Origin of the sequence: Mycobacterium sp. 050128, from assembly GCF_036409155.1 — a bacterium.
Taxonomy (GTDB): Bacteria; Actinomycetota; Actinomycetes; order Mycobacteriales; family Mycobacteriaceae; genus Mycobacterium.
In genome coordinates, this window is record NZ_JAZGLW010000001.1 from 2,362,059 (window position 1) to 2,385,703 (window position 23,645).

22 protein-coding genes and 3 pseudogenes are annotated in these 23,645 nt (G+C 64.8%); 13 read left to right on the forward strand and 12 right to left on the reverse strand.

Features of this window, described 5'->3' with window-relative positions; genetic code table 11:
• The first annotated feature begins 1 nt into the window (after position 1).
• From SKC41_RS11370 to SKC41_RS11395, 6 genes are all read left to right on the forward strand, one after another.
• Positions 2 to 1,267 (forward strand): cytochrome P450, encoded by a 1,266-nt coding sequence (locus SKC41_RS11370; RefSeq protein ID WP_330977722.1) that lies wholly within the window; start codon positions 2 to 4, stop codon positions 1,265 to 1,267.
• Between the two features lie 68 nt (positions 1,268 to 1,335).
• Positions 1,336 to 2,508, forward strand: a complete 1,173-nt coding sequence (locus SKC41_RS11375; RefSeq protein WP_330977723.1) for an amidohydrolase family protein — start codon at positions 1,336 to 1,338, stop codon at positions 2,506 to 2,508.
• Entirely contained in the window at positions 2,508 to 3,752 is a 1,245-nt protein-coding gene (locus SKC41_RS11380; RefSeq protein WP_330977724.1) for a M24 family metallopeptidase, read from the forward strand. Before SKC41_RS11375 ends, SKC41_RS11380 begins: the two co-directional genes overlap by 1 nt.
• Positions 3,742 to 4,881 (forward strand): M24 family metallopeptidase, encoded by a 1,140-nt coding sequence (locus SKC41_RS11385; protein WP_330977725.1) that lies wholly within the window; start codon positions 3,742 to 3,744, stop codon positions 4,879 to 4,881. Before SKC41_RS11380 ends, SKC41_RS11385 begins: the two co-directional genes overlap by 11 nt.
• 2 nt (positions 4,882 to 4,883) lie before the next feature.
• Complete coding sequence (locus tag SKC41_RS11390) at positions 4,884 to 5,891, forward strand: enoyl-CoA hydratase/isomerase family protein (RefSeq protein WP_330977726.1); 1,008 nt, start codon at positions 4,884 to 4,886, stop codon at positions 5,889 to 5,891.
• A complete protein-coding gene (locus tag SKC41_RS11395) occupies positions 5,888 to 8,302 on the forward strand; it encodes a CaiB/BaiF CoA transferase family protein (RefSeq protein ID WP_330978843.1) in 2,415 nt (804 codons plus the stop codon). The genes SKC41_RS11390 and SKC41_RS11395 overlap by 4 nt, the downstream gene beginning before the upstream one ends.
• Here the strand turns inward: SKC41_RS11395 and SKC41_RS11400 are convergent.
• Positions 8,299 to 9,138, reverse strand: a complete 840-nt coding sequence (locus SKC41_RS11400; RefSeq protein ID WP_330977727.1) for an SDR family NAD(P)-dependent oxidoreductase — start codon at positions 9,136 to 9,138, stop codon at positions 8,299 to 8,301. The genes SKC41_RS11395 and SKC41_RS11400 overlap by 4 nt on opposite strands.
• A gap of 112 nt (positions 9,139 to 9,250) precedes the next feature.
• Between SKC41_RS11400 and SKC41_RS11405 the strand changes: the two genes are divergently transcribed.
• On the forward strand, positions 9,251 to 9,736 hold the full coding sequence (locus SKC41_RS11405) for a MarR family winged helix-turn-helix transcriptional regulator (RefSeq protein WP_330977728.1): 486 nt from the start codon (positions 9,251 to 9,253) through the stop codon (positions 9,734 to 9,736).
• 9 nt (positions 9,737 to 9,745) lie between these two features.
• On the forward strand, positions 9,746 to 10,162 hold the full coding sequence (locus SKC41_RS11410; protein ID WP_330977729.1) for a DUF5313 domain-containing protein: 417 nt from the start codon (positions 9,746 to 9,748) through the stop codon (positions 10,160 to 10,162).
• A 3-nt stretch (positions 10,163 to 10,165) separates the two neighbouring features.
• Here SKC41_RS11410 and SKC41_RS11415 read toward each other — a convergent pair whose 3' ends face one another.
• The 3 genes and pseudogenes from SKC41_RS11415 to SKC41_RS11425 form a co-directional block, all read right to left on the reverse strand.
• Positions 10,166 to 11,005, reverse strand: coding sequence for a mycofactocin-coupled SDR family oxidoreductase (locus SKC41_RS11415; protein ID WP_330977730.1), 840 nt, complete (start codon positions 11,003 to 11,005; stop codon positions 10,166 to 10,168).
• Between the two features lie 128 nt (positions 11,006 to 11,133).
• A pseudogene (locus tag SKC41_RS11420) lies at positions 11,134 to 11,439 on the reverse strand (cytochrome P450); the annotation flags it as partial.
• A gap of 221 nt (positions 11,440 to 11,660) precedes the next feature.
• On the reverse strand, positions 11,661 to 12,317 hold the full coding sequence (locus SKC41_RS11425; RefSeq protein WP_330977731.1) for a TetR/AcrR family transcriptional regulator: 657 nt from the start codon (positions 12,315 to 12,317) through the stop codon (positions 11,661 to 11,663).
• A 240-nt stretch (positions 12,318 to 12,557) separates the two neighbouring features.
• Here SKC41_RS11425 and SKC41_RS31860 point away from each other — a divergent pair.
• Both SKC41_RS31860 and SKC41_RS31865 read left to right on the forward strand, forming a co-directional pair.
• Positions 12,558 to 13,214: pseudogene (locus SKC41_RS31860) on the forward strand (acyl-CoA dehydrogenase family protein); the annotation flags it as partial.
• 57 nt (positions 13,215 to 13,271) lie between these two features.
• Positions 13,272 to 13,733, forward strand: a pseudogene (locus SKC41_RS31865) (acyl-CoA dehydrogenase family protein); the annotation flags it as partial.
• On the opposite strand, the gene SKC41_RS11435 reads toward SKC41_RS31865, so the two are convergent.
• From SKC41_RS11435 to SKC41_RS11470, 8 genes are read right to left on the reverse strand one after another with little or no spacing between them, the layout of a single operon-like run.
• Positions 13,730 to 14,044: a DUF4190 domain-containing protein gene (locus SKC41_RS11435; protein ID WP_330977733.1), complete on the reverse strand. Its 315-nt coding sequence runs from the start codon at positions 14,042 to 14,044 to the stop codon at positions 13,730 to 13,732. The pseudogene SKC41_RS31865 and the gene SKC41_RS11435 overlap by 4 nt on opposite strands.
• A 46-nt stretch (positions 14,045 to 14,090) precedes the next feature.
• Positions 14,091 to 14,912 carry an acyl-CoA dehydrogenase family protein gene (locus tag SKC41_RS11440; RefSeq protein ID WP_330977734.1) on the reverse strand — a complete coding sequence of 274 codons (822 nt, stop codon included), beginning with the start codon at positions 14,910 to 14,912 and terminating at the stop codon, positions 14,091 to 14,093.
• Between the two features lie 2 nt (positions 14,913 to 14,914).
• Positions 14,915 to 16,021, reverse strand: coding sequence for an acyl-CoA dehydrogenase family protein (locus SKC41_RS11445; RefSeq protein WP_330977735.1), 1,107 nt, complete (start codon positions 16,019 to 16,021; stop codon positions 14,915 to 14,917).
• A 10-nt stretch (positions 16,022 to 16,031) separates the two neighbouring features.
• On the reverse strand, positions 16,032 to 16,481 hold the full coding sequence (locus SKC41_RS11450) for a nuclear transport factor 2 family protein (protein WP_330977736.1): 450 nt from the start codon (positions 16,479 to 16,481) through the stop codon (positions 16,032 to 16,034).
• Positions 16,459 to 17,679 (reverse strand): metal-dependent hydrolase family protein, encoded by a 1,221-nt coding sequence (locus SKC41_RS11455; protein ID WP_330977737.1) that lies wholly within the window; start codon positions 17,677 to 17,679, stop codon positions 16,459 to 16,461. The genes SKC41_RS11450 and SKC41_RS11455 overlap by 23 nt, the downstream gene beginning before the upstream one ends.
• A gap of 3 nt (positions 17,680 to 17,682) precedes the next feature.
• A complete protein-coding gene (locus tag SKC41_RS11460) occupies positions 17,683 to 18,006 on the reverse strand; it encodes a hypothetical protein (RefSeq protein WP_330977738.1) in 324 nt (107 codons plus the stop codon).
• Entirely contained in the window at positions 17,990 to 19,267 is a 1,278-nt protein-coding gene (locus tag SKC41_RS11465) for an aromatic ring-hydroxylating oxygenase subunit alpha (protein WP_330977739.1), read from the reverse strand. The genes SKC41_RS11460 and SKC41_RS11465 overlap by 17 nt, the downstream gene beginning before the upstream one ends.
• A 17-nt stretch (positions 19,268 to 19,284) precedes the next feature.
• Complete coding sequence (locus SKC41_RS11470) at positions 19,285 to 19,803, reverse strand: carboxymuconolactone decarboxylase family protein (RefSeq protein WP_330977740.1); 519 nt, start codon at positions 19,801 to 19,803, stop codon at positions 19,285 to 19,287.
• Between the two features lie 416 nt (positions 19,804 to 20,219).
• On the opposite strand from SKC41_RS11470, the gene SKC41_RS11475 reads away from it, so the two are divergent.
• The 3 genes from SKC41_RS11475 (at position 20,220) to SKC41_RS11485 (ending at position 23,643) form a co-directional block, all read left to right on the forward strand.
• Positions 20,220 to 21,518, forward strand: a complete 1,299-nt coding sequence (locus SKC41_RS11475) for an amidohydrolase family protein (RefSeq protein WP_330977741.1) — start codon at positions 20,220 to 20,222, stop codon at positions 21,516 to 21,518.
• A 137-nt stretch (positions 21,519 to 21,655) separates the two neighbouring features.
• A complete protein-coding gene (locus SKC41_RS11480) occupies positions 21,656 to 22,822 on the forward strand; it encodes an acyl-CoA dehydrogenase family protein (RefSeq protein ID WP_330978844.1) in 1,167 nt (388 codons plus the stop codon).
• Positions 22,819 to 23,643: an enoyl-CoA hydratase/isomerase family protein gene (locus SKC41_RS11485; protein ID WP_330977742.1), complete on the forward strand. Its 825-nt coding sequence runs from the start codon at positions 22,819 to 22,821 to the stop codon at positions 23,641 to 23,643. Before SKC41_RS11480 ends, SKC41_RS11485 begins: the two co-directional genes overlap by 4 nt.
• Positions 23,644 to 23,645 lie beyond the last annotated feature (2 nt).

Genomic DNA, 23,645 nt, shown 5'->3' on the forward strand with positions numbered 1-23,645 from the left:
CATGTCAGACGCACTGACGAGCACTGGGATTTCTGGGGCCGGGGCGCCCCACGAGATTCCCGACTACCCGATGGCCCGCAACGAGGGCTGCCCGTTCGCGCCACCCCCGGACGTCATGGCTCTGGCCCAAGAGCGACCGTTGTCGCGGGTCCGCATCTGGGACGGCAGCACCCCGTGGCTCATCACGGGTTATGAGCAGGTGCGCGAGCTGTTCTCCGATTCCCGGGTCAGTGTTGACGACCGGGTGCCCGGTTTCCCGCACTGGAACGAAGGCATGCTCTCGACCGTGCACAAGCGGCCCCGCTCGGTGTTCACCGCCGACGGCGACGAGCACACCCGCTATCGGCGGATGCTGTCGAAACCGTTCACCTTCCGGCGCGTGGAAGGCCTGCGGCCCACGATCCAGCAGATCACCGACGACCACATCGACACCATGCTGGCCGGTCCGCAGCCCGCGGATATCGTTGCCGCCATTGCACTTCCGGTCCCGTCCCTGGTGATCAGCCAGATGCTCGGCGTGCCCTACGAGGACGCCGAGATGTTCCAGGAACACGCCTCGATGGGGCTGGCGCGCTATGCCACCGGTGCCGATACCGCCAAGGGTGCGATGAGCCTGCACAAGTACCTGGCTGCGCTGGTCGAAACCAAAATGGAGAACCCCGCCTCGGAAACGGCGCCAGACGCGATTTCCGATCTGGCCGAACGCGTCAAGGCCGGCGAGCTCAGCATCAAAGAAGCCGCGCAGCTCGGAACCGGATTATTGATCGCCGGGCACGAGACGACCGCCAACATGATCGGGCTCGGAGTGCTTGCGCTGCTTGAGAATCCCAGTCAGCTCGCCGTGGTCCGCGACGCCGAAGACCCGAAGGTGCTTGCCAGCGCGGTGGAGGAGCTGCTGCGTTACCTGAGCATCATCCAAAACGGACAGCGCCGGGTTGCGTTGGAAGACATCCACATCGCTGGGGAGACGATCCGCGCCGGCGACGGCATCATCATCGACTTAGCACCTGCGAACTGGGATCCCGACGTTTTCCCCGAGCCCGATCGGCTCTACGTGCACCGCGCCGGGGCCGACCGCAACGTCGCCTTCGGTTACGGCCGCCATCAGTGCGTGGGTCAGCAGCTCGCGCGGGCGGAACTGCAGATCGTGTTCCAGACCCTCTTCCGTCGCATCCCGACCATGAAACTGGCCGTGCCGTTCGAAGAGATCCCGTTCAAGCACGACCGGCTCGCCTACGGCGTCTACGAACTCCCGGTTACCTGGTAAACGAAATCCATTGAGCAGCAGCCCGAGATGATCACTTTTCCAAAGCAGATCCGAATGGAGGGTCAATAATGTCAACGCCGACAACCGCCGCCTCGCTTTACCCACCCGGAGGCTACGGCGCTCCCAAGGATCGGCGTGGCCACGCCGTGGGCAGCGACGTGGGGCTTCCCGAGGGGACCGTCGTCTTCTCGGCCGACAACCACATTTCGCTGGCCGACGACATCTTCTTCGACCGCTTCCCGGATGACCTGAAGGACAAGGCGCCCCGGATCTGGTACGAGGACGGCGCTTACCAAGTCGGGCGCAAGGGGCAGTCGTTCCTGCCAGGCGACTTCAGCGCCGTGCTGATGCAGTACGACGACCTGCCCGGCGCCGCGAGCACCAACATCGAGGCGCGGATCCAGGAGCTGCGCGAGGACGGCGTCGAGAAGGAGCTTGCGTTCCCCAACGCGATCTTGGCGCTCTTCCACTACCCGGACAAGAAACTTCGCGAACTGGCCTTCCGCATCTACAACGAGTACATCGCCGAGTTGCAGGAGCGTTCCAACGGCCACTTCTACGGTGCGGGCCTGATCAACTGGTGGGAGCCCGAAGGCGCCAAGCGAACGCTGGCCGAATTGAAGTCGTTGGGGCTCAAGACCTTCTTGCTGCCGCTGAACCCGGGCAAGGACGATGACGGCAACATCATCGACTACGGCTGCGACGCGATGAAGCCGGTCTGGGACGAGATCGAAGCCGCCGGCCTGCCCGTGACACACCACATCGGCGAGACCCCGCCGAAAACCCCGTGCCAGTTCAACAGTGTGGTGGTCGGCATGATGATCAACATCGACGGCTTCCGTGAGCAGTTCGCCAAATACCTCTTCACCGGGATTCTCGATGAGCACCCCGGGCTGCGGATCGGCTGGTTCGAAGGTGGAATTTCTTGGGTGCCTTGGGCTTTGCAAGATGCCGAGCACCTGATGGGGTCCTACCAGCACATGTTGAACCGGCCGCTGGAGCATGACGTGCGCTACTACTGGGACACGCACATGAGCGCATCGTTCATGGTCGACCCCCTGGGCCTGCAGTTGATCGACCAGATCGGTGTGGACAAGGTGATGTGGTCCAGTGACTACCCGCACAACGAGAGTACCTACGGCTATTCCGAGAAGTCGCTGAAAGCGGTTGTCGACGCGGTCGGTCCGACGAACGCGAAGAAGATCGTCAGCGACAACATTACGAAGTTCTTGGACCTGTAGTGACGACATTCGCGCAACTGGGCACCAGCACCGGTAACGGACTGGTGATTCCCGAAACACCCGACCTTCTTCGCCTGCGTCGCGAGACCGGGGCCCGGCTGCGGTCGGCGATGGCCGAACGTGGCGTGGACGCGATGATCCTGCTGGGCAACAATGCGGTGGTCTACGCTACCGGCGCCAGCTGGCCACTCGGCGACGCCGGCCTGTCCTATGTCGAGCGACCGGTGGCCGTGGTTGTCGCCGGCGACGAATGGCCGCACCTGTTCCTGCCGTTCCGCGAGGGAGCATCGCACGAATCCGACCTGCCCGCCGATCACTTGCACGGGCCGGTTTACCTCGAATTCGAGGAAGGCGTCGCCGATTTCGCGCGGACGATTGCCGGCCTGATTCCGCCCGGAGCGGTGATCGCGGTCGACGAGTGCACGGGCGCGATGTCGCGTGCCGCGAATCTGTTGTTCCCCAGCGGCGCTCCGGTAGACGCAGCGGCGATCGTCAGCGCGGCCAAGTCGGTCAAGACCCCGGACGAATTGTCGTGCATGCGCACCGCGATCCGGATCACCGACGAAGCCATGGTGGAAGTCCAGAAGCGGCTGGCCCCCGGGATCCGTCAGATCGATTTGTCGGCAAGCTTTTTGCGCCGTGCCTTCGAGTTGGGGGCCACCGCCAGCATGCTGGAGCCGATCTGGCAGGTGATGCCGCCCAGCAAGGCCGAGGGCGTGTGGACCACGCACGGCGACCTGGCGCTGCCTCTGCTGAGCACCGAGCGAGAGCTGGTCGAAGGTGATGTGCTGTGGACCGACGTCAGCATCACCTACCAGGGTTACTGCTCCGACTTCGGCCGCACCTGGGTCGTTGGCCGCGACCCGTCACCACGTCAGCGGGCGCAGTTCGACAAGTGGTTCGAGATCATGAGCGCGGTGCTGGGTGTCGCCAAGGCCGGCGCCACCGCCGCCGATCTGGGGCGGGCCGCGATCAAGGCCAACGGCGGCACCAAGCCGTGGCTGCCGCATTTCTATCTGGGCCATGGCATCGGCGTCAACGCCGCCGAAATGCCAATGATCGGAACGGATCTCGGCCAAGAATTCGACGAGAATTTCGTGCTCAAGTCCGGGATGGTGCTGGTCCTGGAGCCCGTGGTGTGGGAAGACGGCACCGGCGGCTACCGCAGCGAGGAGGTCCTGGTGATTACCGAGGAAGGCTGGATTCGCTTGACCAACTACCCCTATGACCCTTATGGCAACTGAAGTCCTGCCCGACGAGCGCACCTTGCGCTCGGGCCGTCGCCAGCGGGCACTAGAGCAAATGGCGGCACACGATCTCGATGTCCTGGTCCTCGGCCGGCAAGCCAACGTCCGTTACGTAACCGGCGCACCGCAACTCTGGGTCGCCGGCACCCGGCCGTTCGGCCCGAGCTGCGTGCTGGTGCGCGAGACCGGCGCGGTGCACCTGCTGAGCACGTGGGACGAGGGCATCCCCGACGACATCCCGCACGAGAACCTCTACGGCATCTCGTGGAATCCGATGAACACGATGGCGGCGTTGCAGCGCATCCCGGGTGCGGCAACCGCTCGGCGCGTCGGAACCGATGCGCTATCACCGGTTTTCGCGCAACTCTTGCCGACGGCGTTCCCTAATGCGCAACTGGTGGACGGCGAGTTGGCGATGCGGGCCGCACGCCGGATCAAGACGGCCTCCGAGATTGCCGCGCTGCGCCAGTCCGTCGCCGTCGTCGAGTCGGCGCTGGCGGCCGCGGTCTCGGAGTTGCGGCCGGGGGTCAGCGAACAAGCATTGGCCGGCGTCCTGCTGGAGGCCTCGGCGGCCGGCGGAGTGAGTACGCCGTCGAATCAAGATGTCGCATGGGTGACTTCGCGCAAGCACCCGTGGCGCCGGGCCGATGGTCCGGATCGAGCTCAAGGCCGGATCCAGGACGGCGATCTGGTGGCATTCTCCGCCGGAGTGCTGGCCGGTGGCTATGTCGGCGAGGTCGGACGGACGTGGCCGGCTGACCGCAAGCATGCGCCCAGTGGCGCTGCTGCGTTGTACGGGCGCTGGGAAGGCCTGTGGGGCAGGCTGATTGCCGCGTGTCGGCCCGGTGCCGGGGCGGGTGAACTGCTGGCCGCCTACCAGGCCGCCGGGGAGCCCGAGCCGCCGATGCCGGTGGCGCGCGGCCTGGGCATGGGGTTCGACCCGCCCGTCGTCTCCAAGCACCTGCCCTCGACCGCGGCCGAGGAACGATTGGAGCCGGGGATGGTGCTGGCCGTGACCGGCTACGTGTGGGAAGAAGGAGTCGGCGCGGTATTCGGGCGGGAAGCGGTCCTGATTACCGCCGACGGTCCCGAAGTGCTTACCGCGAGCCCATCCTGGCAGCCGTAGCCATGCCTGAGCCAGCGGAGCCGGCGGCCGAAGAGATCATCCGGTACCGCAAAGACGCGAAGACGCGAATCGCGACGGTCACGTTCGACCGGCCGGACTATCTCAACGCGCCGACGATCGCCGCGCGGCTGCGCTATGCGGAGTTGTTGCACCAGGCCAGCATTGACGACGACGTCAAGGTTCTGGTGGTCCGCGGAGCCGGCGACGATCTGGGCTCGGGTGCGGACCTGACCGAGGTCATGCGGCTCCGCGATGCGGCCGACCAAGGCCCACGGCTTGCCGAATATCGAATCAGCCCCGACGACGTCAGGTATCCACCACAGGGTTCGTTTCGCAACGGCGCCACCCTGGGCCAGTGGTATGCCAACCCGAACTCCGGCATCCGCGGCCTGCAGGACTTCAAGAAGATCAGCATCCTCGAGGCTAAGGGCTACTGCTACGGCTGGCACTTCTACCAGGCGGCAGATGCCGATTTGGTGATCTCCAGCGACGACGCGTTGTTCGGGCATCCATCGTTTCGCTACTACGGGTGGGGTCCCCGCATGTGGTGGTGGGCGCAGACGATGGGCATACGCAAATTCCAGGAAATGGTGTTCACCGGACGGGCTTTCACCGCGGATGAGATGTACGACTGCAACTTCCTCAACAGCGTGGTGCCCCGAGAGGAACTCGAGGCAGAAGTGGAGAAGTACGCGCTGGCGTGCGCCCGCAATCGCCCCACCGACACGGTGTTCATGCAGAAGGTCTTCTTCGAAATCATGAAGCAGTTCCAGGGCGAGTACCTGGGCAGCATGCTCAGCGGCGTCTTCGAATCGATGGGCGCCAGCGTCCGTCCGGATGGCGGCGACGAGCTGATGCTCGACTCGGTATTCGGCGGAGCCATGAAACAGGGCTTGGGCGAGGCGGTCAAAGACAACGACAGCAAGTTCCCCGACGATTGGGCGCTGAGCAAGAAGGCGCGCAAGAAGGCCCGTGCCGCCAAAGACAGCAAAGCGAAAAGAAAGAAATAGTGGCTCCCGTCGAACCGCCACTGGCCGGCTATACGGTCGTCGATCTGTCCACTGGCATCGCGGGTGCCTACTGCACCAAGTTGCTGGCCGACGGCGGCGCCGACGTCATCAAAGTCGAAGCGCCCGAAGGTGATCCGCTGCGCAGGTGGTCGGCATCCGGCGCCCGCATCCCGCCCGACGGTGACGGCGCATTGTTCAGTTTTCTGGCCGGTGGCAAACACAGTGTGGTCGCCGACGCAGGCGAGGACGCCGAACTGGTGAACCGGCTGCTGGCATCGGCGGACGCGGTGGTCTGGTCGGCCGGTTCGAAAGTCGCCGAACACCCAGAGTTTTCGCCGCATGCCCTCCACGGCCGCCACCCGCATCTCACCGTAACCGCGATCACTCCGTTCGGGCTGGAAGGCCCGTGGCGAGATCGCGCCGCCACCGAGTTCACGCTGCAGGCGTGGTCGGGCGGGATCGTCGGGCTCGGGCGTGGCGAGCAGGAGCGGGCGCCCGTCTTCGTCGGCGGGCAGGCCGGCGAGTACCTGGCCGGAGTCTACGCAAGCGTGGCAACCCTGACTTCGCGGTGTCGCCGGATCGATGGCGGGGCAGGCGAATTGCTCGATCTGTCGATGCTGGAAACCCAGGTCCTGTGCCTGACGTACTACCCGGTGACCTACTTCGAACTGCTTGGCCGACCGTGGCGAGACACGCGGCGGCCCACCATTCCGGGGGTGGCTCAGGCGAAGGACGGCCTGGTGGATCTCGGGTGTGGCACCGCGCAGCAGTGGTTCGACTTGTGCGCGATGGTGGGTCATCCGGAGTGGATCGACGAGGAGTCGCCGCTGTCGATCACCGAGCTGGCCAACGTCTACGCCGACGAGATCTTTGAGTGGATGGCCGCGACTCCGGTCGACGAAATACGGGAACTGGCCTCGGCATTCCGGATTCCCAACGCGCCGGTCGCCAACGGCGCGAATGTCACCTCGTTCGATCAATTCGTGGAGCGCGGTTCGTTCGTGCGCAATCCGGGCGGCTTCTGGCAGCCGAGTCACCCGTATCGGATGCGGCCCGCACAACTGCGCAGCCCGCAACCGGCGCCGCGGCTGGGGGAGCACTCCGAGCACTACCGCACCGCGAACCTGTCGCCGCGGCCCGAGCCGACCGGTGCGGCAAAGCCGTTGCCGTTCAACGGCCTTCGGGTCTTGGATATGACGACGTTCTGGGCGGGTCCCTGCGGCACCCACTTTCTGGCCATGCTCGGCGCCGAAGTCATCCACGTCGAGTCCACCCGCCGCCCGGATGGCACTCGGCTGATCGCCGGCATACCGGTCACCGAGGATCAGTGGTGGGAGAAGTCGCCGATCTTCGAGGCGCTGAACACCAACAAGAAGGGCCTGACGCTGGACCTGCAGAGCTCGCGCGGCCGGGAGCTGTTGCGGGACTTGATCGCTACGTGCGACGTGATCGTGGAAAACTTCACGCCTCGGGTACTGGACCAGATCGGTCTGGATTTCGCTGCCGTTCAATCGATTCGGCCGGATGCGGTGATGGCGCGGATGCCCGGCTTCGGGCTCGACGGACCGTGGCGTGACAACCCGGCATTCGCCTATGTGATCGAAGCCGCGTCCGGCGTCAGTTGGCTCACCGGCTACCCGGATCGCACGCCGTATGACCCGTATTCGATCGGCGATCCGAACGCGGGTGTGCACGCGCTCAACGCGATACTGCTGGCGCTCGAGCACCGCCGCCGCACCGGCGAGGGTGTGTTCGTGGAAGCGGCGATGGTCGACGCGGCGCTGAGCATTTCGGCCGAGCAGGTCATCGAGTACTCGGCGTACGGGGCGCTGTTGGAGCGCGACGGCAACCACGGACCGACGGCGGTGCCCCAGAATCTCTACCGCAGTGCCGATATCGACGAGTTCGGCCGGCTCGACAGCTGGGTGGCCATTGCGGTGGCCACCGACGAACAGTGGGAAGGCCTATCCCGGGCACTCGGATCACCTTCCTGGGCAACCGATCCCGCGTTATCGACCGAGGCCGGCCGGCGGGCGCACCAGGATTCCATCGACGAACACCTGGCCGCCTGGTGTGAGAACCGTACCCGCGACAACATCGTGGCAACGCTCTGGGATGCCGGTGTGCCGGTGGCCAAGGTCTTGCAACCCCATCGACAGACCGAGTTGGAGCAGCTGACGTTTCGCGGCTTCTTCGAAGAAGCCGACCATCCGGTGAACGGGCGAGCGAGGCTCAGCACCGTGCCGGTGAGATTCTCCAACGGGCCGCGGTTGTTTCACGCCCATCCCGCACCCACACTGGGACAACACAACCATGAGCTGCTCGCTGAGCTGGGCTTGAGCCCGGCGGAGATCGCGGACCTGGAAGCCGGCGGGGTTATCGGCGTAACACCCGCGATGCGGTCCGGCTAGTGGTTCCAGCCTTCGGCGGCCTGGTCGTCGAAGGTGTGGTCGATGCGTTCGAACCTGCGCTTGACCGAGCCCCGAGCCGCCGCGTGCGGCAGGATGTACAACCGGTTGGCCAGAATCGCATCGGCGGTCAACCGCGCCACTTCGTCGACCGTCACGCCTTGATCCTGCGTCGGCGGCAGCGGCCCGAAGCCCTCGGTCAGATCGGGCGTCGCGGCAAGTCCGTAGTCCGCGCCGCGGATGCGTTCGGAGTTGGAGACCAGCTTCGTTTCGATGACCATCGGGCAGAGCACCGAAACGCCGATCCCGTTGTCCTTGACCTCGCGAGCGAGCGTCTCGGCCAGGCCGACAACGCCATACTTCGCAACTCCGTACGCCCCGAGGCCGGCGTTGGGCACCAGCCCGGCAAAGGATGCGGTGAAGGCGATGTGACCGCCCTTGCCCTGCTCGATCAGCTTGGGAACGAACGCCTCGACGGCGTGGATCGAACCCCACAAATCAATGTCGATCACCCAGCGCCAGTCCTCGTGGGTCATCGTGACGAGCGGGCCCGCGACGACGATGCCGGCGTTACTGAAGACGATGTCGACCTGGCCGAGCAGGCGGAACGCCTCATCCGCGAGGTGAACCATCTCCTCGATGTGCCGCACGTCGCACTCCACGCCGTGCGCCTCGGCGCCCTCGCTGTTGAGATGTGCCACGGCATGTTCGAGTGCGGACTTGTCGACGTCGGCCAGCACGATGCGGGCGCCGCGGCGGGCGAACTCGCTGGCGGTGGCCAAGCCGATCCCGCTTGCACCGCCGGTGATCACTGCCCCGCGTCCCTCGAATCCGTCCATGGAATCCGAGGGTATGCCCCCCGCTCCGGCGACCTGATCGCGGTCTCATCGACGGGCGGGCGTGAGGGGCCTCATATAGATAGTGCACTAACTATTAGGCTACTATCCAAATATGGCCACGCTGACCGCGCGCGAGATCGATCCGCTCGCCCTCGAAAACCAGGTGTGCTTCGCGTTGGCGACCACCAATCGCGCGGTGTTGGCGGTGTACCGACCGCTTTTGGAGCCGCTGGGCCTGACCCATCCGCAATATCTGGTGATGCTGGCGCTGTGGGATCATCGTAAGGCGGCGAACGAGTCCCCGCTGTCGGTCAAGCAGGTCGCCGCCGCCTTGCAGATGGAGTCGGCGACGCTGTCGCCGATGCTCAAACGGTTGGAGGGACTTGGCTTGATCACCCGCGCCAAGAACGTCACCGACGAGCGCACCACCGACGTCAGGCTCACCGAACGCGGAATCGCCTTGCGCGAGCGCGCGCTTGAGATTCCGGCCGCCGTCGTCGCCCGGCTGGGTGTCGAACTGGCCGAACTCGAGGTCCTGCACCAGGTCCTGACCCGAATCAACGCGGCTGCCGTGGCGGCGGGCGCATTGCAATCCTGAGGAGTCACCATGACCGCCGCGAAACCCAATCTGTGGCAACGCATCGGCTACGCCTACGGCCGGCGCCTGCCCGACTCGATGCGCAGCTGGGTCGCGCACGACCTGGCCGGTCAGGGAGCCATCCGCCGGCACATGATCAGGTGGGCGATACCGCCCCTGTTCGTGCTCGCGCCGTTCTGGCTGCTGCCGGCCTCGCTCTACGTACACACGGAGATGACCGTGCCCCTCTACGCGTGGGCGTTGGTGGTTAACTTTGCGCTGAACAAGGTTTGGCGCCGTCACCGATTAGCAGTCCACGGTTTGGACCCCAACCTGGTCGACGTGATCAACCGCCAGAAACAGGCCCGGATGCACGAGGACTACGCCCGCCGATACGGTCCGCGGCCGGCAGAGGCCGAATGGCAGTCCAACAGCAGCCCGTTCTAGTGGCTACTTGAGACAGCTGCCCCCATCGACGGGCAGCGTGACGCCGGTGATGTACCGGGCCTCGTCGGACGCCAGGAACAGCACCGCGTTGGCGATGTCCTCGGGCTCGACCCAGCCGATCGGCAGGGTGTGCATCAGCTGGCCGACGACCTTCATGTCCTCGGGGCCGGGGTTTTCCAGGTCCGGCCGGAACAGCCGCATCGTGCCCTCGTTCATGAACAACGGGGTGTTGACGTTGGTCGGGTGCACGGAATTGACGCGGATGTTCTGCGCGCCGAGCTCGACGGCGAAGGTGCGCATCAAGCCCACCACACCGTGCTTGGCGGCGACGTAGTGACCGGTGTGCGGATAGGCCTTGAGGCCGCCGACCGAGCTCGTCAGGATGATCGAACCGCCGTTGCCGCCCGCGATGATATGCGGCACACCGGCTTTCACGGTCTTCCACACGCCGCCGAGGTTGATGTCGATCATGGCGGTCCAGTCGGTTTCACTGGTCTTATCCAGCGTCTGGCCGCCGTTGCCGATGCCCGCGTTGGCGACGATGATGTCGAGTTTGCCGAGCTGCTCGACGCCGGTGTCCACAGCGGACTTGAGCGCGTCGTAATCCCGAACATCGACCTCGGCGGTGTAGATCCGACGGTTCTGTGCCTTCACCAGGTCTGCGGTCTCGGCCAGATCCTCCGGCGTGGAGGCGGCGATCAGATCCACGGTGTCGATCTTCTTGCAGATGTCCACCGCGATGATGTCGGCGCCCTCCTGGGCCAACCGCACCGCATGTGCACGGCCCTGGCCACGCGCCGCCCCGGTGACGAAAGCAACTTTGCCTTCAACACGTCCAGTCATCACTACCTCAATTCCTGACTTGATTTCTTCGGCACGCCTCAGCGGAGCTGAGCCGGCATTGTCTCCCATCCCCGCACCGTCGATGTCGGGGAAAGCTTGCACTCGGAAAGGTCGATGTCCCACTCCGGGACGCGGGACAACAACTTACGGTGGATGTCGTGGATCGGTGGATCATCGAAAATGACTGTCCCCGGCGGGATCTCGATGTTTGCTTTGATGATCTCCAGGATCGCGCCCCTGGCCGAACTGAAGGTCTGGTAGTCGACGAGGGCGTCGTCAACATCCGCGAACCGGCTCAGCGCATAGAAGTCGTGTTCCTCGTTGTAATAACGCGGTGCCTCTTCGCGCAGTCGTCGAAACATCGGGTAGGGATCGGCGATCAGCCCCACGTCGGACGGGTCGAAGTAGACATCGCTGACCGCGCTGACTGTCACGGGTAATCAATCGCCTCTCGCAGGAACCACGTGCACCCGGCGCCCAGGGCAGAGCGGGGAAGGGTGCCGCCACTGAACTCTGTCATCACCCGGCAACGGGTGTCAACGACGAATCCGTTTCGGCTACTTGTAATTCTATATATTAGAGAACCTGATTCTCGCAAGGCAAATCACGTGCGCTATTTGCTCAGGTCAGGCTGTGGCCGGACGCGTTTCGCGGCCTAGTGTTGGCCGACGAATCCGGCAGAGCAGAAGTCCCACACCTCGTCAGCGGTGATCGGGTGAATCGTCGCATCGTCGGAGCCGCCGCTGGATTGCGCGATGAACATCACCGTCTGCATCGTCATCGCGGCAATGCGGCGCGGATTGAGCCCGTCGCGCAACTTGCCCGCGTCACAAGCCGCTTCCATGAGCTCGGCCAGCAATGCCAACAGCGGCGCATGGGCAATCTTGACCTCGGCGGGGTGTGTTACCAGCAACCGCGGCGCAAAGTCGGTGAACAGCGGGCGCTTGGCCGTGGGGTCCGGTCGCGAGGCCTCGTACAACAGCTCCACGGCTACCTTGAGCCGCTCGAGCGGGTCGGAGTGACTTTCGGTGGCGGCCCGGATCTGGTCGGCCGACCGGCTCAGCGCATCCTCGAACAACGCGAGCAACAGCTCGTGTTTGCCGTCAAACTGCAGGTAGAAGCTCCGCAGTGACTGGCGGGAGCGGTCCACGACCTCCTGGACGGTAAAGTCGGTGCTGCCCTTTTCGATGATGATGGCCTGCGCCGCGTCGAGAAAGCGCTGAACGCGCTGCGCCGCGCGCAGTTTCGCCGTCTTGATTGATCGCTCGACGGCGCGCTGTTTCCAGGCCGGCTCTTCGCTTGGGTTGGTCACGGAAGGCTCGGACGATTGCCGCGAGGGGAGAACATGGTTGGACTCTACCGGAGAACGCCGTGACATCGCTGCGCTCGACCCCCTCTCGGACCATGTGTTGGAGACTGTAACTTTCTTGCCACGAGAATACTATTCTCCTAGACGTGTGTATAGAAGTGGAATCGCAAGAGTGAACCGCGCCGTCAGCGGAAACCCGGATCTTCCGATAATCCCCCCGCTCGCGAATCTCAAGGGAGTGCTGTGCAACTGACCTTTGACACCGACGTCGAGGATTTCCGTGCGCAATTCGCCGCCTTCCTGGACGCGAATCCCCTCGACGCGGCGCAGACGGGCGAACGGCCGCAATCGAGTTCGGACATTCCGCAGTGGGCCCGCCGCTGGCAGCGATTGCTGTTCGACAACGGCTGGCTGATACCCGGCAACCCGCCGGAGTTCGGCGGTCGCAACGCCACGCTGCTGCAGCAATACGTGTACCTCGAGGAGTTGTCGCGGCGGCGGATCTATCAGAGTTTCAATCCGCAGGGCGTGGGCATAATCGCGGCGTCATTGCTGTCGTTCGGCACGCCGGAACAAAAGCAGCGCTGGGCGGTGCCGATTCTGCGTGCGGAGATGACGGCGTCGCTCGGGATGAGCGAGCCCGGTGCGGGCTCAGATCTCGCCTCGCTGAAGACGCGCGCGGTGCTTGACGGTGACCACTTCGTCGTCAACGGGCAGAAGGTGTGGACGTCGGGTGCCCATCACGCCGACGTGCTGCTGACGTTCGTGCGCACCGATCCCGATGCGCCAAAACACAAGGGAATCAGCGCTTTACTGATTCCGACCGACACCCCCGGTGTGCTGTGTCGTCCGTTCGCGTCGGTGGGCGACATCGAAGACGTCGACTTCAACGAGGTCTTCTTCACCGATGTAAGAGTGCCGGCCGAGAACTTGGTGGGCGAGCTCAACGCGGGCTGGCGCGTCGCGACCGGATCACTCGGCCACGAACGCGCCATGCTGTGGCTGGATTACGCCGACATGCTGCACGCGATGACGGTCGAGTCCAGCCCGACCGGGCCCGTGCAGCGGGATCGCTACGCCACGCTGGTGATGGATTTTTACGCGATGCGGTTGCTTGGGTCGGCAACGTTGGCCAAAGCCGCGCGCGGCCAAGAAGATGTGCCCGCGCAGTCGGTGCTCAAGCTGCTCGGTTCGGAGGCGATGCAGCGCGCGTGCGAGGACGCCCTGAACGCCAAGGGGGGTGAAGGACTGGTGTTGCGTGGGGTCACCGCGCCATTCGCTCCGCTCAACCTGGACAGCCACTACGGCAGCTGGTTTGACCGCTACACGCGCACCTTCGCCGCGACCATCGCCGGCGGTACGTCCGAAGTTCAGCGCAACATCATCGCCGAACGGGTCCTGGGATTGCCTCGCGGTTAGCAGTTATTGGTGGCGGGGTTGTCCAGGCACCGCTGCAAACGGTCGGGATCCTGGGTGTCCAGCCAGGAGTAGTAGCCGATGGCGATGAGCCCCGCGACGATCGCCACCGTCCCTAACACCATGCCCGCTACCGCGGCCCGGGGATTGGTGGCTTCACCGCGACTCGCTCGCCGCCGCGCGATATCGCCCGTGATCAGCGCCGCGATACCCAAAGGCACCCCGATCAGTAACCAGCAGGTGACGAGCGCCAACCCGCCCAGGACCACGGCAGCGACGCCGGCCTGATTTCGATGTTCCACGGGATAGCGCATGTACGCCAATACTAGGCACTACGCGTGAGCACGCGCCTCGCGGGCGCTACAGCTGCACCAGCCGCGGCGCAGATCCCTTGGCCCGCAAGGCTACTCCGGCCTGCGAGGTCAGTTCCCGGGCGCTGCCGAGCAGGTTGTCCAGAATCAGCGACCGCTTGATGTGGTGGTGAAGCTGGTGCTCGGCGGTGAAACCGATACCGCCGAGCACTTGCTGACAGTGCCGCGCGGCGGTCAGCGCCGCCCGGCCGGCCGCCGCTTTGGCCAGCAAGCTGGCCAGGTCGTCGGGGTCATCCGATGCGGTGGTGGCCGCGTGCAGGGTCGCCTCGGCGCCCTCGACCGCGACCAGTGTCTCGGCCAGCCGGTGCCGGATCGCCTGAAACGAGCTGATGTGGCGGCCGAACTGCACTCGGTCCAGGGCGTGCTGGCGCGCGAGTGCGAGCATCGCGCGGCTGGCGCCCACCAGCCACCAGCCCAATGCTTGCCGCCCGGCGGCCAGCCCGGATTGCGCAGCTGAATCACCTTCTGCGACAGGATGTATCGGCAACTCGGTGTCGATTGCCGAACTAGGGATGTCTTCGCGGTTCCACACCACCCAGGAGCCGCCGGCGAACGGAAGCGGAGTGACACCGCCGGGGGCCCGTCCGGCCGCGCGCAGCACCACATCGTTGAGCACAGGCGCGTGCGCACCCGTCTCGCCGAGTAGACGGAACACCAAAGGTATTGCGATATATGGGATTTCGTCCAGCATGTCGTGCCAGCCGAGGTCGGTCAACGCCGCATCGAGCTTGGCGCCGCAAGCCCCGCCCATCGCGGTGCGCAGCGACTCGGTCAGCAGCCGCAGTTCCTCGGAGTCTGAGGTCAGGTCCATGATCACTCCTTCCCGAGGTCGAGAAGCCGGCGGGCGATGATGTTGCGCTGAATCTCGGCGGTCCCCCCGTAAATCGTCGACGCGCGCGAGTACAGGTACTCCGAGCGCCACGGCGTGTCATCGAGCTCGAGGTCGCCGGGCAGCAGGTCGCGCACGGTGTCGTACAGCCGCTGCTCGGCGGAGGCCAGCAGCACCTTGTCGATGGAGGTGTCGGGGCCCAGGCGGGCGCCGTCGCGCAGCCGGTACTGGGTGGCACGAGAGCGGCAGCGCAGCGTATGCAGCGCGAGATACGCTGCGCCCAGGTCGTATTCGTCGTGGCCGCCGTGCTGGCTGCCGCCGGACACCTCGGCGACGAGCGCATCGAAGCGGGAGTAGAGGTAGGCGATGCGCTGCCAGAAGCAGGTGGACCGCTCGAAGGGGAGCAGGTCCATCGCGAGTTTCCAGCCGTCGCCCGGCTTGCCGAGCATCCGGCTCGACGGGATCACCACGTCGTCGTAGTACACCTCGCAGAACTCGTCGACGCCGTGCATGGTGCGCAGCGGCCGGATGGTGATGCCAGGGGTGTCGAGGTCGACGAAGAATGCGGTGATGCCGTCGTGGCCGGCTCCGGTGCGGGTCAGCAGAACGCAGCGGGTGGAGAACTGCGCGAAGCTGGTCCAGACCTTCTGCCCGTTGACGATCCAATTGTCGCCGTCTTGGACGGCCCGAGTCGTCAGCGAGGCCAGGTCGCTGCCGGAGCCGGGCTCGGAAAAGCCTTGGCACCATTGTTCTTCGCCGCGCAGCAGCCGCGGCACCATCTCCGCGGCCAGTTCCGGTGGGGCGTAGTCGATCATCGTGGGTGTCAGCACCTCGAGCATCGAATACGGGCCGGGCTCGGCCAACCGCCGGCCCACCACCTCTTCGCCGACGATCGCGCGCAGCAACGCCGGCCCGCCCAGCCCGCCGACTTCTTCTGCCCAGCCGTAGCGCATCCAATCGGCGTCGTACAACGCCCGGCAGACGCGGCGGAACTGCAGCATGTGCCCCTGCAGCGAGTGGTCGGGGCCCGGCGTTAAGTCGTTCTCGTCGAGCCACTTACGCAGACCCGACCGGAACTCCTCGACATTCACGGCTCGGCTCTCAGGGCTGCGGACGGCCGATGGCGTGCGGACGCCCGGAGTCGTGCACACCGCTGCGGCGAATGAACGTCATGGCACGGGTCTTGAGTCGCCAGCCGTCCGCGGTCCTGGAGTAGGTGTCGCGGTAGTAGCCGATCCGCATGTCATGCGTGGAGCCGTCGATGAAGCACAACGGCTGGGTGCCGCTCGCCGAGTCGCCGTCGAGGTTCTCGACCAACGCGGTTCCGGTGAGGAACAAGCCCTTTGGTGCGGCAGCCACCAGCTCCGGAAACCTGTCCAGCTGGTAGGTGGAGCCGAACGCGCTGTAGGTTCCGTCCGGCGTGAAGACGCCGATCAGGCCGTCGATGTCCTCTTGGGTGATAGTGACGGCGTAGCGGGCGAGCAGCTGCTGAATCTCGACCAGATCGTCAGTTTTGCTGGGGTCGCTCTTAGACTGGCTGGGTGTTGACATAGACCTTGCCGCCTTTCATGACAAAGCTGACGCGTTGGGTAACGGTGATGTCTTCCAACGGGTTTCCCGGTACCGCGATGATATCCGCGAGCTGCCCCGACGCCAGCCGGCCCCGGTCGGTCTTGTTGATCAGCTCTGCGGCGGTGATGGTTGCGGCCCGCAGCACCGCCAGCGGGGGCATGCCCCATTCGACCAGCGTGACAAGCTCGTCGGCGTTGCGGCCGTGCGGGATCGCGGGCGCATCGGTGCCGACCGCGATCTTGACCCCGGCCTGGTAGGCGGCCTTGATCGAAGTTTCCGCCTTGGGGAACATCTCGGCGGCTTTGTCCTGCAATTCCTTCGGAGCGCGGGACACATCCATCGCCTGGGCGAGCCTGCGGGTGGTCACCAGGAACCGCTCGTTGTCGACCAGCATCTGGATCGCCTCGTCATCCATCAGGAAGCCGTGTTCGATGCAGTCGATACCGCACGCGACCGCGTGCTTGACCGCCTCCGCGCCGTGCGTATGGGCGGCGACCCGCAGCCCGCGCCGGTGCGCCTCATCAACGATCGCGCGGAGCTCTTCATCCGAATAGTGTTGTGCGCCAGCTTCACCGGTCAGCGACATGACGCCGCCGGAGACGCACACCTTGATCAGCTCGGCGCCGTGCTTGATCTGGTAGCGCACCGCCTTGCGGATCTCGTCGACGCCGTTGGCGATGCCCTCTTCGACCGTGAGCTCAAGGGCACCCGGCATGAAGGCGGCGAACATCGTCGGGTCCAGGTGCCCGCCGGTCGGCGTGATCGCGTGGCCGGCCGGGATGATGCGGGGCCCGTCGATCCACCCCGCGTCGATGGCCTTGCCCAGTGCGACGTCGAGCAGGTAGCCGCCGGTCTTCACGAACAGGCCCAGGTTGCGCACCGTGGTGAAACCCGCGCGCAGTGTGCGCCGGGCGTTGCCGACCGCGCGCAGCACCCGCGTCGGCGGATCGTCTTGCACCTGGGACAGCCCGGGCGTCTCACCGCGCCCGCCCATCAGGAGGTTGACCTCCATGTCCATCAGGCCGGGCAGCAGGATCTGATCGCCGAGATCGATGATGTCGCCTTCGGGTTCACCCCCGACGCCGACGATCCGGTCGTCCTCGATCTTCACGATGCCGGGCGAGACGATTTCGCCGGCGTCGACGTCGAGCAGTGCGGCGGCCTGCAGCGTCTGCACCGCTCAGATCACCGGTTCCCGAATGACTTCGACCCATGCCGCGCCGCTGTCGGGTACCCGCGGCTGCTTCCATGCCTCGATCGGGAAGGACACCATGACCAACGACTGCATGATGTGCATCAGGCTTTTCGCGTCGTCGGGCAGGTCGTTGAGCGGGTACTTGTCGCAGTACGCGATGGCGTCGTTCAGCTTCGGGAACGCGACGTCGTAAAACGCCTGCATCTCGGGCATCGTCGAGGCCAGCCGCTTGGCGTAGCGCTCGGGCTCGGTGGCCAGGTCCCACTCCAAAAACGGCTCCAGGGCGGCGAATTCAGACGGTAACGCCATTGCGCTGGTACTCCTTCACGTAGTCACCGGTGGTCTTGTGCAGGTGGCGGATCAGGACTTCCTGGTCGCACAGCAGGAACTCCTTGACGGCACGGGTGCCGATCATGGTCTGGGTTGCCTCCAGGGTGTTGGCGTCCTGCAACGCATACTCCTTGAACGTCACGGCCGCCAACTCCTGGGCCAGGCGCTCGCGCGCATTGCGCGGCGGAACGAAATACAGCGACGACTCGAAGATGTGCTTGTCCACCGCGGTCGGCCAGTAATGGTAGGTCAGATACCAGCCGGGTTCCCAGATCAGCAGCATGAAGTTCGGGTAGAACAGCCACGAGTCGATGCCCCACTGCGGCACCCTCTTGACGTTGACGCCCGGCGGCAGCTCGAAGTTCTCCATCAGCTCCGGCTTGTCCCACGGACCGAACAAGCCGCTGCGCAACACCTGGTCCAACGGCTTGACCATGCTCATGTCCGCCGGCGGCGCCTGACCACCCCAGGTCGACTGCAGGCTGTGCGGGCCGGCGACCTCGTAATGCAGCGCCTCGTAGCCGAACTTCTGGATCTTGGCGGCTTCCTCCTTGGTGTACTGCCCCTGGTGCAGGATCGGCGCGTGGTAGAACTCGACGAAGGCGTCGATGAACAGCTTCCAGTTGCTGCCGACCTCGGCCCGGTACGAGTACGTCTCAGTCATCTCGCCGAAGGGATAGCCCTCGATGCTCTTGGCCAGCGGCCCGAGGTAGTCGGTAAGCGGCGCCGCGTTGTCGTCGAAGTTGATGAAGACGAAGCCTTCCCACACCTCGCACCGAACCGCTGCCAGACCGTACTGACTCTTGTCGAGGTTGAAGAACTCGTCTTCCTGTTGGACGAAGGTCAGATCGCCGTCCAGGCTGTAACGCCAGGCGTGGTACTTGCAGGTGAACTGCCGGCAGGTGCCGGAGGTCTCCTCGTTGGGAAAGTCGTTCCACACCAGCTTGTTTCCGCGGTGTCGGCAGACGTTGTGGTAGGCCTTGACCGTTCCGTCCTTGGTCTTGGTGATGATCACCGAGGTGCCCTTGCCGGCCGACGGTAGTTCCCTGGTGAAGTAACTGCCCGTCTTGGGTAGTCGCTCGACCCGGCCGACGTTGAGCCAGGTCTTCCTGAAGATCGCGTCGCGCTCGGCCTCGAAGAATGCCGGGTCGATCGAGTCGGTGTAGTCGACCGGCGCGGTTCCCAGCTCGGGGTAGTTTTCTGTCCAGCTGCCGGCGGCTGGCTTGGGGAAGTGGGCCACGTTCTTAACCTCTCTTGTCAGTGTTGATCGGCGTTTTCGAGCTCTACGCCAAAAGTGTTGAAAGCCATGGCCAGCAGGGCGTAGCAGCCGACCGTGAAGACGAAATCCATGCGCTGCTGATCGTTGAGGCGCTCACCGAGCGCCGCCCAGGTCTGGTCCGACAGCTGAGACTGTTCCTCGAGTTCGTCGACCGCGGTCAGCACAGTGCGGTCGAACGGCACTGCGGCAGTGCCCCGCCGAACGTCGTCGATCTGCTCGTCGGTGATGCCCTCCGCCTTGGCCATCCTCACGTGGTGCGACCACTCGTAGGCGCACTCGCGGCGATGCGCGACGCGCAGAATGGCCAGTTCGCGGATGCGGGCCGGCAGCGTCGATGTCATCAGCAGATGGACGTTGAATCGGAGGAACGCCTTGGCCAGGGGTGGGTGGTGAGCCAGCGTGGACAGTGCGTTATTGGTGTCCGCCCCCCGCATCGCCGAGAGTGCCTGCTGGGTAGCCTCGTCCCACTGATCCGCGGGCAGCGGCGACAAGCGCATCAACGGTGTCCTCTCGGCGAAAGAGAATGATATTCTCATTTACAACTAACAGATTTGCACGATTCGCTCGGTTGGTCAATGCCAACGGGTAGTGCGCCGCAGCTGGCCGAGAAGCTCGCCGCCGTACGGCGGTAGGTCGAGACTGCCGGGGGACACCATCCTGTCGTCGACGAACAAATTTTTGGTTTCCTCTGTACTCGCAGGCCCGGTGCTGGCGTTTCTGTGGTCGCGTAGCCGCACGTGAGAGGGCGATCGGGGCCGAATGAGGTATACCGGAACAGTGCCCGGGTTTGCTCGTCCGGTCCTGTGGATGTTGATTCTCACTTGGCGAGAAGCTAGTTTTCAGAGGTAGCGGGGCGAGACGACAGCCAATGCCTGGAGCAGACTGCACGTGCATCCGATGGAGAGGGAAGCTCATGAACAAAGAAGACATGATGCTGATCAGCGTCGACGACCACACCGTCGAGCCACCCGACATGTTCAAGAACCACCTGTCGAAGAAATACCAGGACGACGCGCCGCGGCTGGTGCACAACGATGACGGCTCGGACATGTGGAAGTTCCGCGACACGGTCATCCCGAACGTCGCGCTGAACGCGGTCGCCGGCCGGCCCAAGGAGGAGTACGGCATCGAGCCGACCGGGCTCGACGAGATCCGGCCCGGTTGCTACAACGTCGACGAACGCGTCAAGGACATGAACGCCGGCGGCATCCTGGCCTCCATCTGCTTCCCGTCGTTCCCCGGTTTCGCCGGGCGGCTGTTCGCCACCGACGACCACGACTTCTCGGTCGCGCTGGTGCAGGCCTACAACGACTGGCACATCGACGAGTGGTGCGGTGCCTACCCCGCGCGATTCATCCCGATGGCGATCCCGGTGATCTGGGACGCCGAGGCCTGCGCCGCCGAAGTCCGCCGGGTGTCGAAGAAGGGCGTGCACGCATTGACCTTCACCGAAAACCCCGCCGCGATGGGCTATCCGAGCTTCCACGACGACTACTGGACCCCGCTGTGGAAAGCCTTGGTGGACACCGACACGGTGATGAACGTGCACATCGGTTCGTCGGGACGGTTGGCCATCACGGCGCCGGATGCGCCGATGGACGTGATGATCACGCTGCAGCCGATGAACATCGTGCAGGCCGCCGCCGACCTGCTGTGGTCGCGGCCGATCAAGCAGTACCCGGACCTGAAGATCGCGCTCTCCGAGGGTGGGACCGGCTGGATTCCTTACTTCCTGGAGCGCGCGGACCGGACTTACGAGATGCACTCCACCTGGACGCACCAGGACTTCAAGGGCAAGCTGCCCAGCGAGGTCTTCCGCGACCACTTCCTGACCTGCTTCATCAGTGACAAGGTCGGAGTGGCGTTGCGCAACATGATCGGCATCGACAACATCTGCTGGGAGGCCGACTACCCGCACAGCGACTCGATGTGGCCGGGTGCGCCGGAAGAGCTGTGGGATGTGCTGTCCACCAATAACGTTCCCGACGACGAGATCAACAAGATGACCTACGAGAACGCCATGCGGTGGTACTCGTTCGACCCCTTCACGCACATTTCGCGCGAACAGGCGACCGTCGGTGCACTGCGCAAGGCCGCCGAGGGACACGACGTCTCGATCAAGGCGGCGGGTCACGACAAGGACAGTCGGGCCGGCTCCTCCTTCGCAGACTTCGCGGCGAACGCGAAAGCCCTTTCCGGCAACAAGGACTGAGACAGCGCCGTCTCAGGCCAGGGTGTCGCGCTGCGTCGAGATTGCGCTCAGGGTCGCGATTTCCAGGTTTTTACGACCGTCACGGCAATCTCGCCGCACAGCAATGAACAGGAGATCCAGCAGTGCCCGGCGACGGCATGAATTTCGAGCTGACCGATGACCAGGAGCTGATCCGCAAATCGGTCGCTGAGCTCGCGCGCAGGTTCGACGACCAGTACTGGATGGAAAAGGATCTCGCGCACGAGTTTCCGGCCGAGTTCTATAAGGCGATAGCCGACGGCGGCTGGCTGGGTATGACGATCCCGACCGAGTTCGGCGGCCATGGACTCGGAATCACCGAGGCGACCATCCTGCTCGAGGAGGTGGCCAAGGCCGGCGGCGCGATGAACGCGGCCAGCGCCATCCACCTGTCCATCTTCGGCATGCAGCCCGTCGTCGTGCACGGTTCGGACGAGCTCAAGGCGCGAACCCTGCCGTCGGTGGCGACGGGCGAGGTGCACGTCTGCTTCGGTGTGACCGAACCCGGTGCTGGACTTGATACTTCGCGCATCAGCACGTTCGCTAAGCGCGACGGAGACAAGTACGTCGTCAACGGCCGCAAGGTGTGGATCTCCAAGGCGATGGAATCCTCCAAGATCCTGTTGCTGACCCGCACCCAGAGCTATGACGAGGTCACCAAGAAGACCGACGGGATGACGCTGTTCCTCACCGATCTCGATCGCCGGCGCGTCGACGTCCGCCCGATCCGTAAGATGGGCCGCAACGCCGTCAGCTCCAACGAATTGTTCATCGACAACCTGGAAGTGCCGGTCGAGGACCGAGTGGGCGACGAGGGCAAGGGATTTCAGTACATCCTCGATGGCCTGAATCCCGAACGGATGCTGATCGCGGCCGAGGCACTTGGCATCGGCCGGGTGGCGCTGGAAAAAGCGGTGAAGTACGGCAACGAGCGAGAGGTCTTCGGCCGGCCGATCGGCATGAACCAGGGCCTGCAGTTCCCGCTCGCGGATTCGCTGGCCCGTCTCGACGCCGCCGAACTGATGCTGCGCAAGGCCACCTGGCTGTACGACAACGGCAAACCCTGTGGGCGCGAAGCGAATACCGCAAAATACCTCTGTGCCGATGCGGGCTTCGACGCCGCCGATCGGGCGTTGCAAACCCACGGCGGCATGGGCTACGCCGAGGAATACCACATCACCCGCTACTTCCGTGAGTCCCGGCTGATGAAGATCGCTCCGGTCAGCCAGGAGATGATCCTGAACTTCCTGGGTGCTAACGTCCTGAAATTGCCGAGGAGCTATTGACGTCCACCGAAGAACCCGTCCTGCTGTCCGAGGACGACGGTGGGGTGCGCACGCTGACCCTCAACCGTCCGCGCCGCAAGAACGCCATCAGCCCCGAGTTGTGGCTCGCGTTGCGTGACGCGCTGCTCGACGCGGGCCGCGACCACAGCGTGCGTGCGCTGGTGATCACCGGCGCCGGCGGGGCGTTTTGCTCCGGCGCCGACATCGGGATTCCCGACGACACCCACCCGAAGTACAAGCTGCAACGGCTCACCGACGTCGCGCTGGCGCTGCACGAGCTGCCGAAACCGACGGTGGCCAAGGTGACGGGCGTCGCGGTCGGCGCTGGATGGAACCTGGCGCTGGGCTGTGATCTGGTGGTCGCAACGCCCGATTCGACGTTCTCGCAGATCTTTTCGAAACGGGGTTTGTCAATCGACCTCGGCGGCTCCTGGCTGTTGCCGAAACTCGTTGGCCTGCAACAGGCTAAGCGGCTAGCACTGCTGGCCGACACCATCGACGCCGCGGAAGCCTTCGCGCTGAACCTGGTCACCTGGGTGGTGTCGGCCGAGGAGATCGACACTTTCGTCAAGGATTTGGCCGGACGGCTGGCGGCGGGTCCGCCGATTGCATTGGCCCAGACAAAAGCCCTGCTGAACGAGGGTGCCGACCGCACCCTGCGCGATGCGCTGGCCAACGAGGCGCGCGCGCAGATCGGCAACTTCGCGACCGCGGATGCGGCCGCCGCCTATGCCGCCTTCAGCGAGCGACGGGAACCGTCGTTTACTGGCCGGTGGGCGCTATCGAAATCTGACCCGAAATCTGACAAGGAATCGGAGTAGAG

What these genes read in the sequence shown, in the direction of transcription:
- SKC41_RS11370 (WP_330977722.1), top strand. Translation starts at nt 2, where the DNA reads ATGTCAGACGCACTGACGAGCACTGGGATTTCTGGGGCCGGGGCGCCC.
- SKC41_RS11375 (WP_330977723.1), top strand. Translation starts at nt 1,336, where the DNA reads ATGTCAACGCCGACAACCGCCGCCTCGCTTTACCCACCCGGAGGCTAC.
- SKC41_RS11385 (WP_330977725.1), top strand. Translation starts at nt 3,742, where the DNA reads ATGGCAACTGAAGTCCTGCCCGACGAGCGCACCTTGCGCTCGGGCCGT.
- SKC41_RS11390 (WP_330977726.1), top strand. Translation starts at nt 4,884, where the DNA reads ATGCCTGAGCCAGCGGAGCCGGCGGCCGAAGAGATCATCCGGTACCGC.
- SKC41_RS11400 (WP_330977727.1), bottom strand. Translation starts at nt 9,138, where the DNA reads ATGGACGGATTCGAGGGACGCGGGGCAGTGATCACCGGCGGTGCAAGC.
- SKC41_RS11405 (WP_330977728.1), top strand. Translation starts at nt 9,251, where the DNA reads ATGGCCACGCTGACCGCGCGCGAGATCGATCCGCTCGCCCTCGAAAAC.
- SKC41_RS11410 (WP_330977729.1), top strand. Translation starts at nt 9,746, where the DNA reads ATGACCGCCGCGAAACCCAATCTGTGGCAACGCATCGGCTACGCCTAC.
- SKC41_RS11415 (WP_330977730.1), bottom strand. Translation starts at nt 11,005, where the DNA reads ATGACTGGACGTGTTGAAGGCAAAGTTGCTTTCGTCACCGGGGCGGCG.
- SKC41_RS11435 (WP_330977733.1), bottom strand. Translation starts at nt 14,044, where the DNA reads ATGCGCTATCCCGTGGAACATCGAAATCAGGCCGGCGTCGCTGCCGTG.
- SKC41_RS11440 (WP_330977734.1), bottom strand. Translation starts at nt 14,912, where the DNA reads ATGGACCTGACCTCAGACTCCGAGGAACTGCGGCTGCTGACCGAGTCG.
- SKC41_RS11450 (WP_330977736.1), bottom strand. Translation starts at nt 16,481, where the DNA reads ATGTCAACACCCAGCCAGTCTAAGAGCGACCCCAGCAAAACTGACGAT.
- SKC41_RS11460 (WP_330977738.1), bottom strand. Translation starts at nt 18,006, where the DNA reads ATGGCGTTACCGTCTGAATTCGCCGCCCTGGAGCCGTTTTTGGAGTGG.
- SKC41_RS11470 (WP_330977740.1), bottom strand. Translation starts at nt 19,803, where the DNA reads ATGCGCTTGTCGCCGCTGCCCGCGGATCAGTGGGACGAGGCTACCCAG.
- SKC41_RS11475 (WP_330977741.1), top strand. Translation starts at nt 20,220, where the DNA reads ATGAACAAAGAAGACATGATGCTGATCAGCGTCGACGACCACACCGTC.
- SKC41_RS11480 (WP_330978844.1), top strand. Translation starts at nt 21,656, where the DNA reads ATGAATTTCGAGCTGACCGATGACCAGGAGCTGATCCGCAAATCGGTC.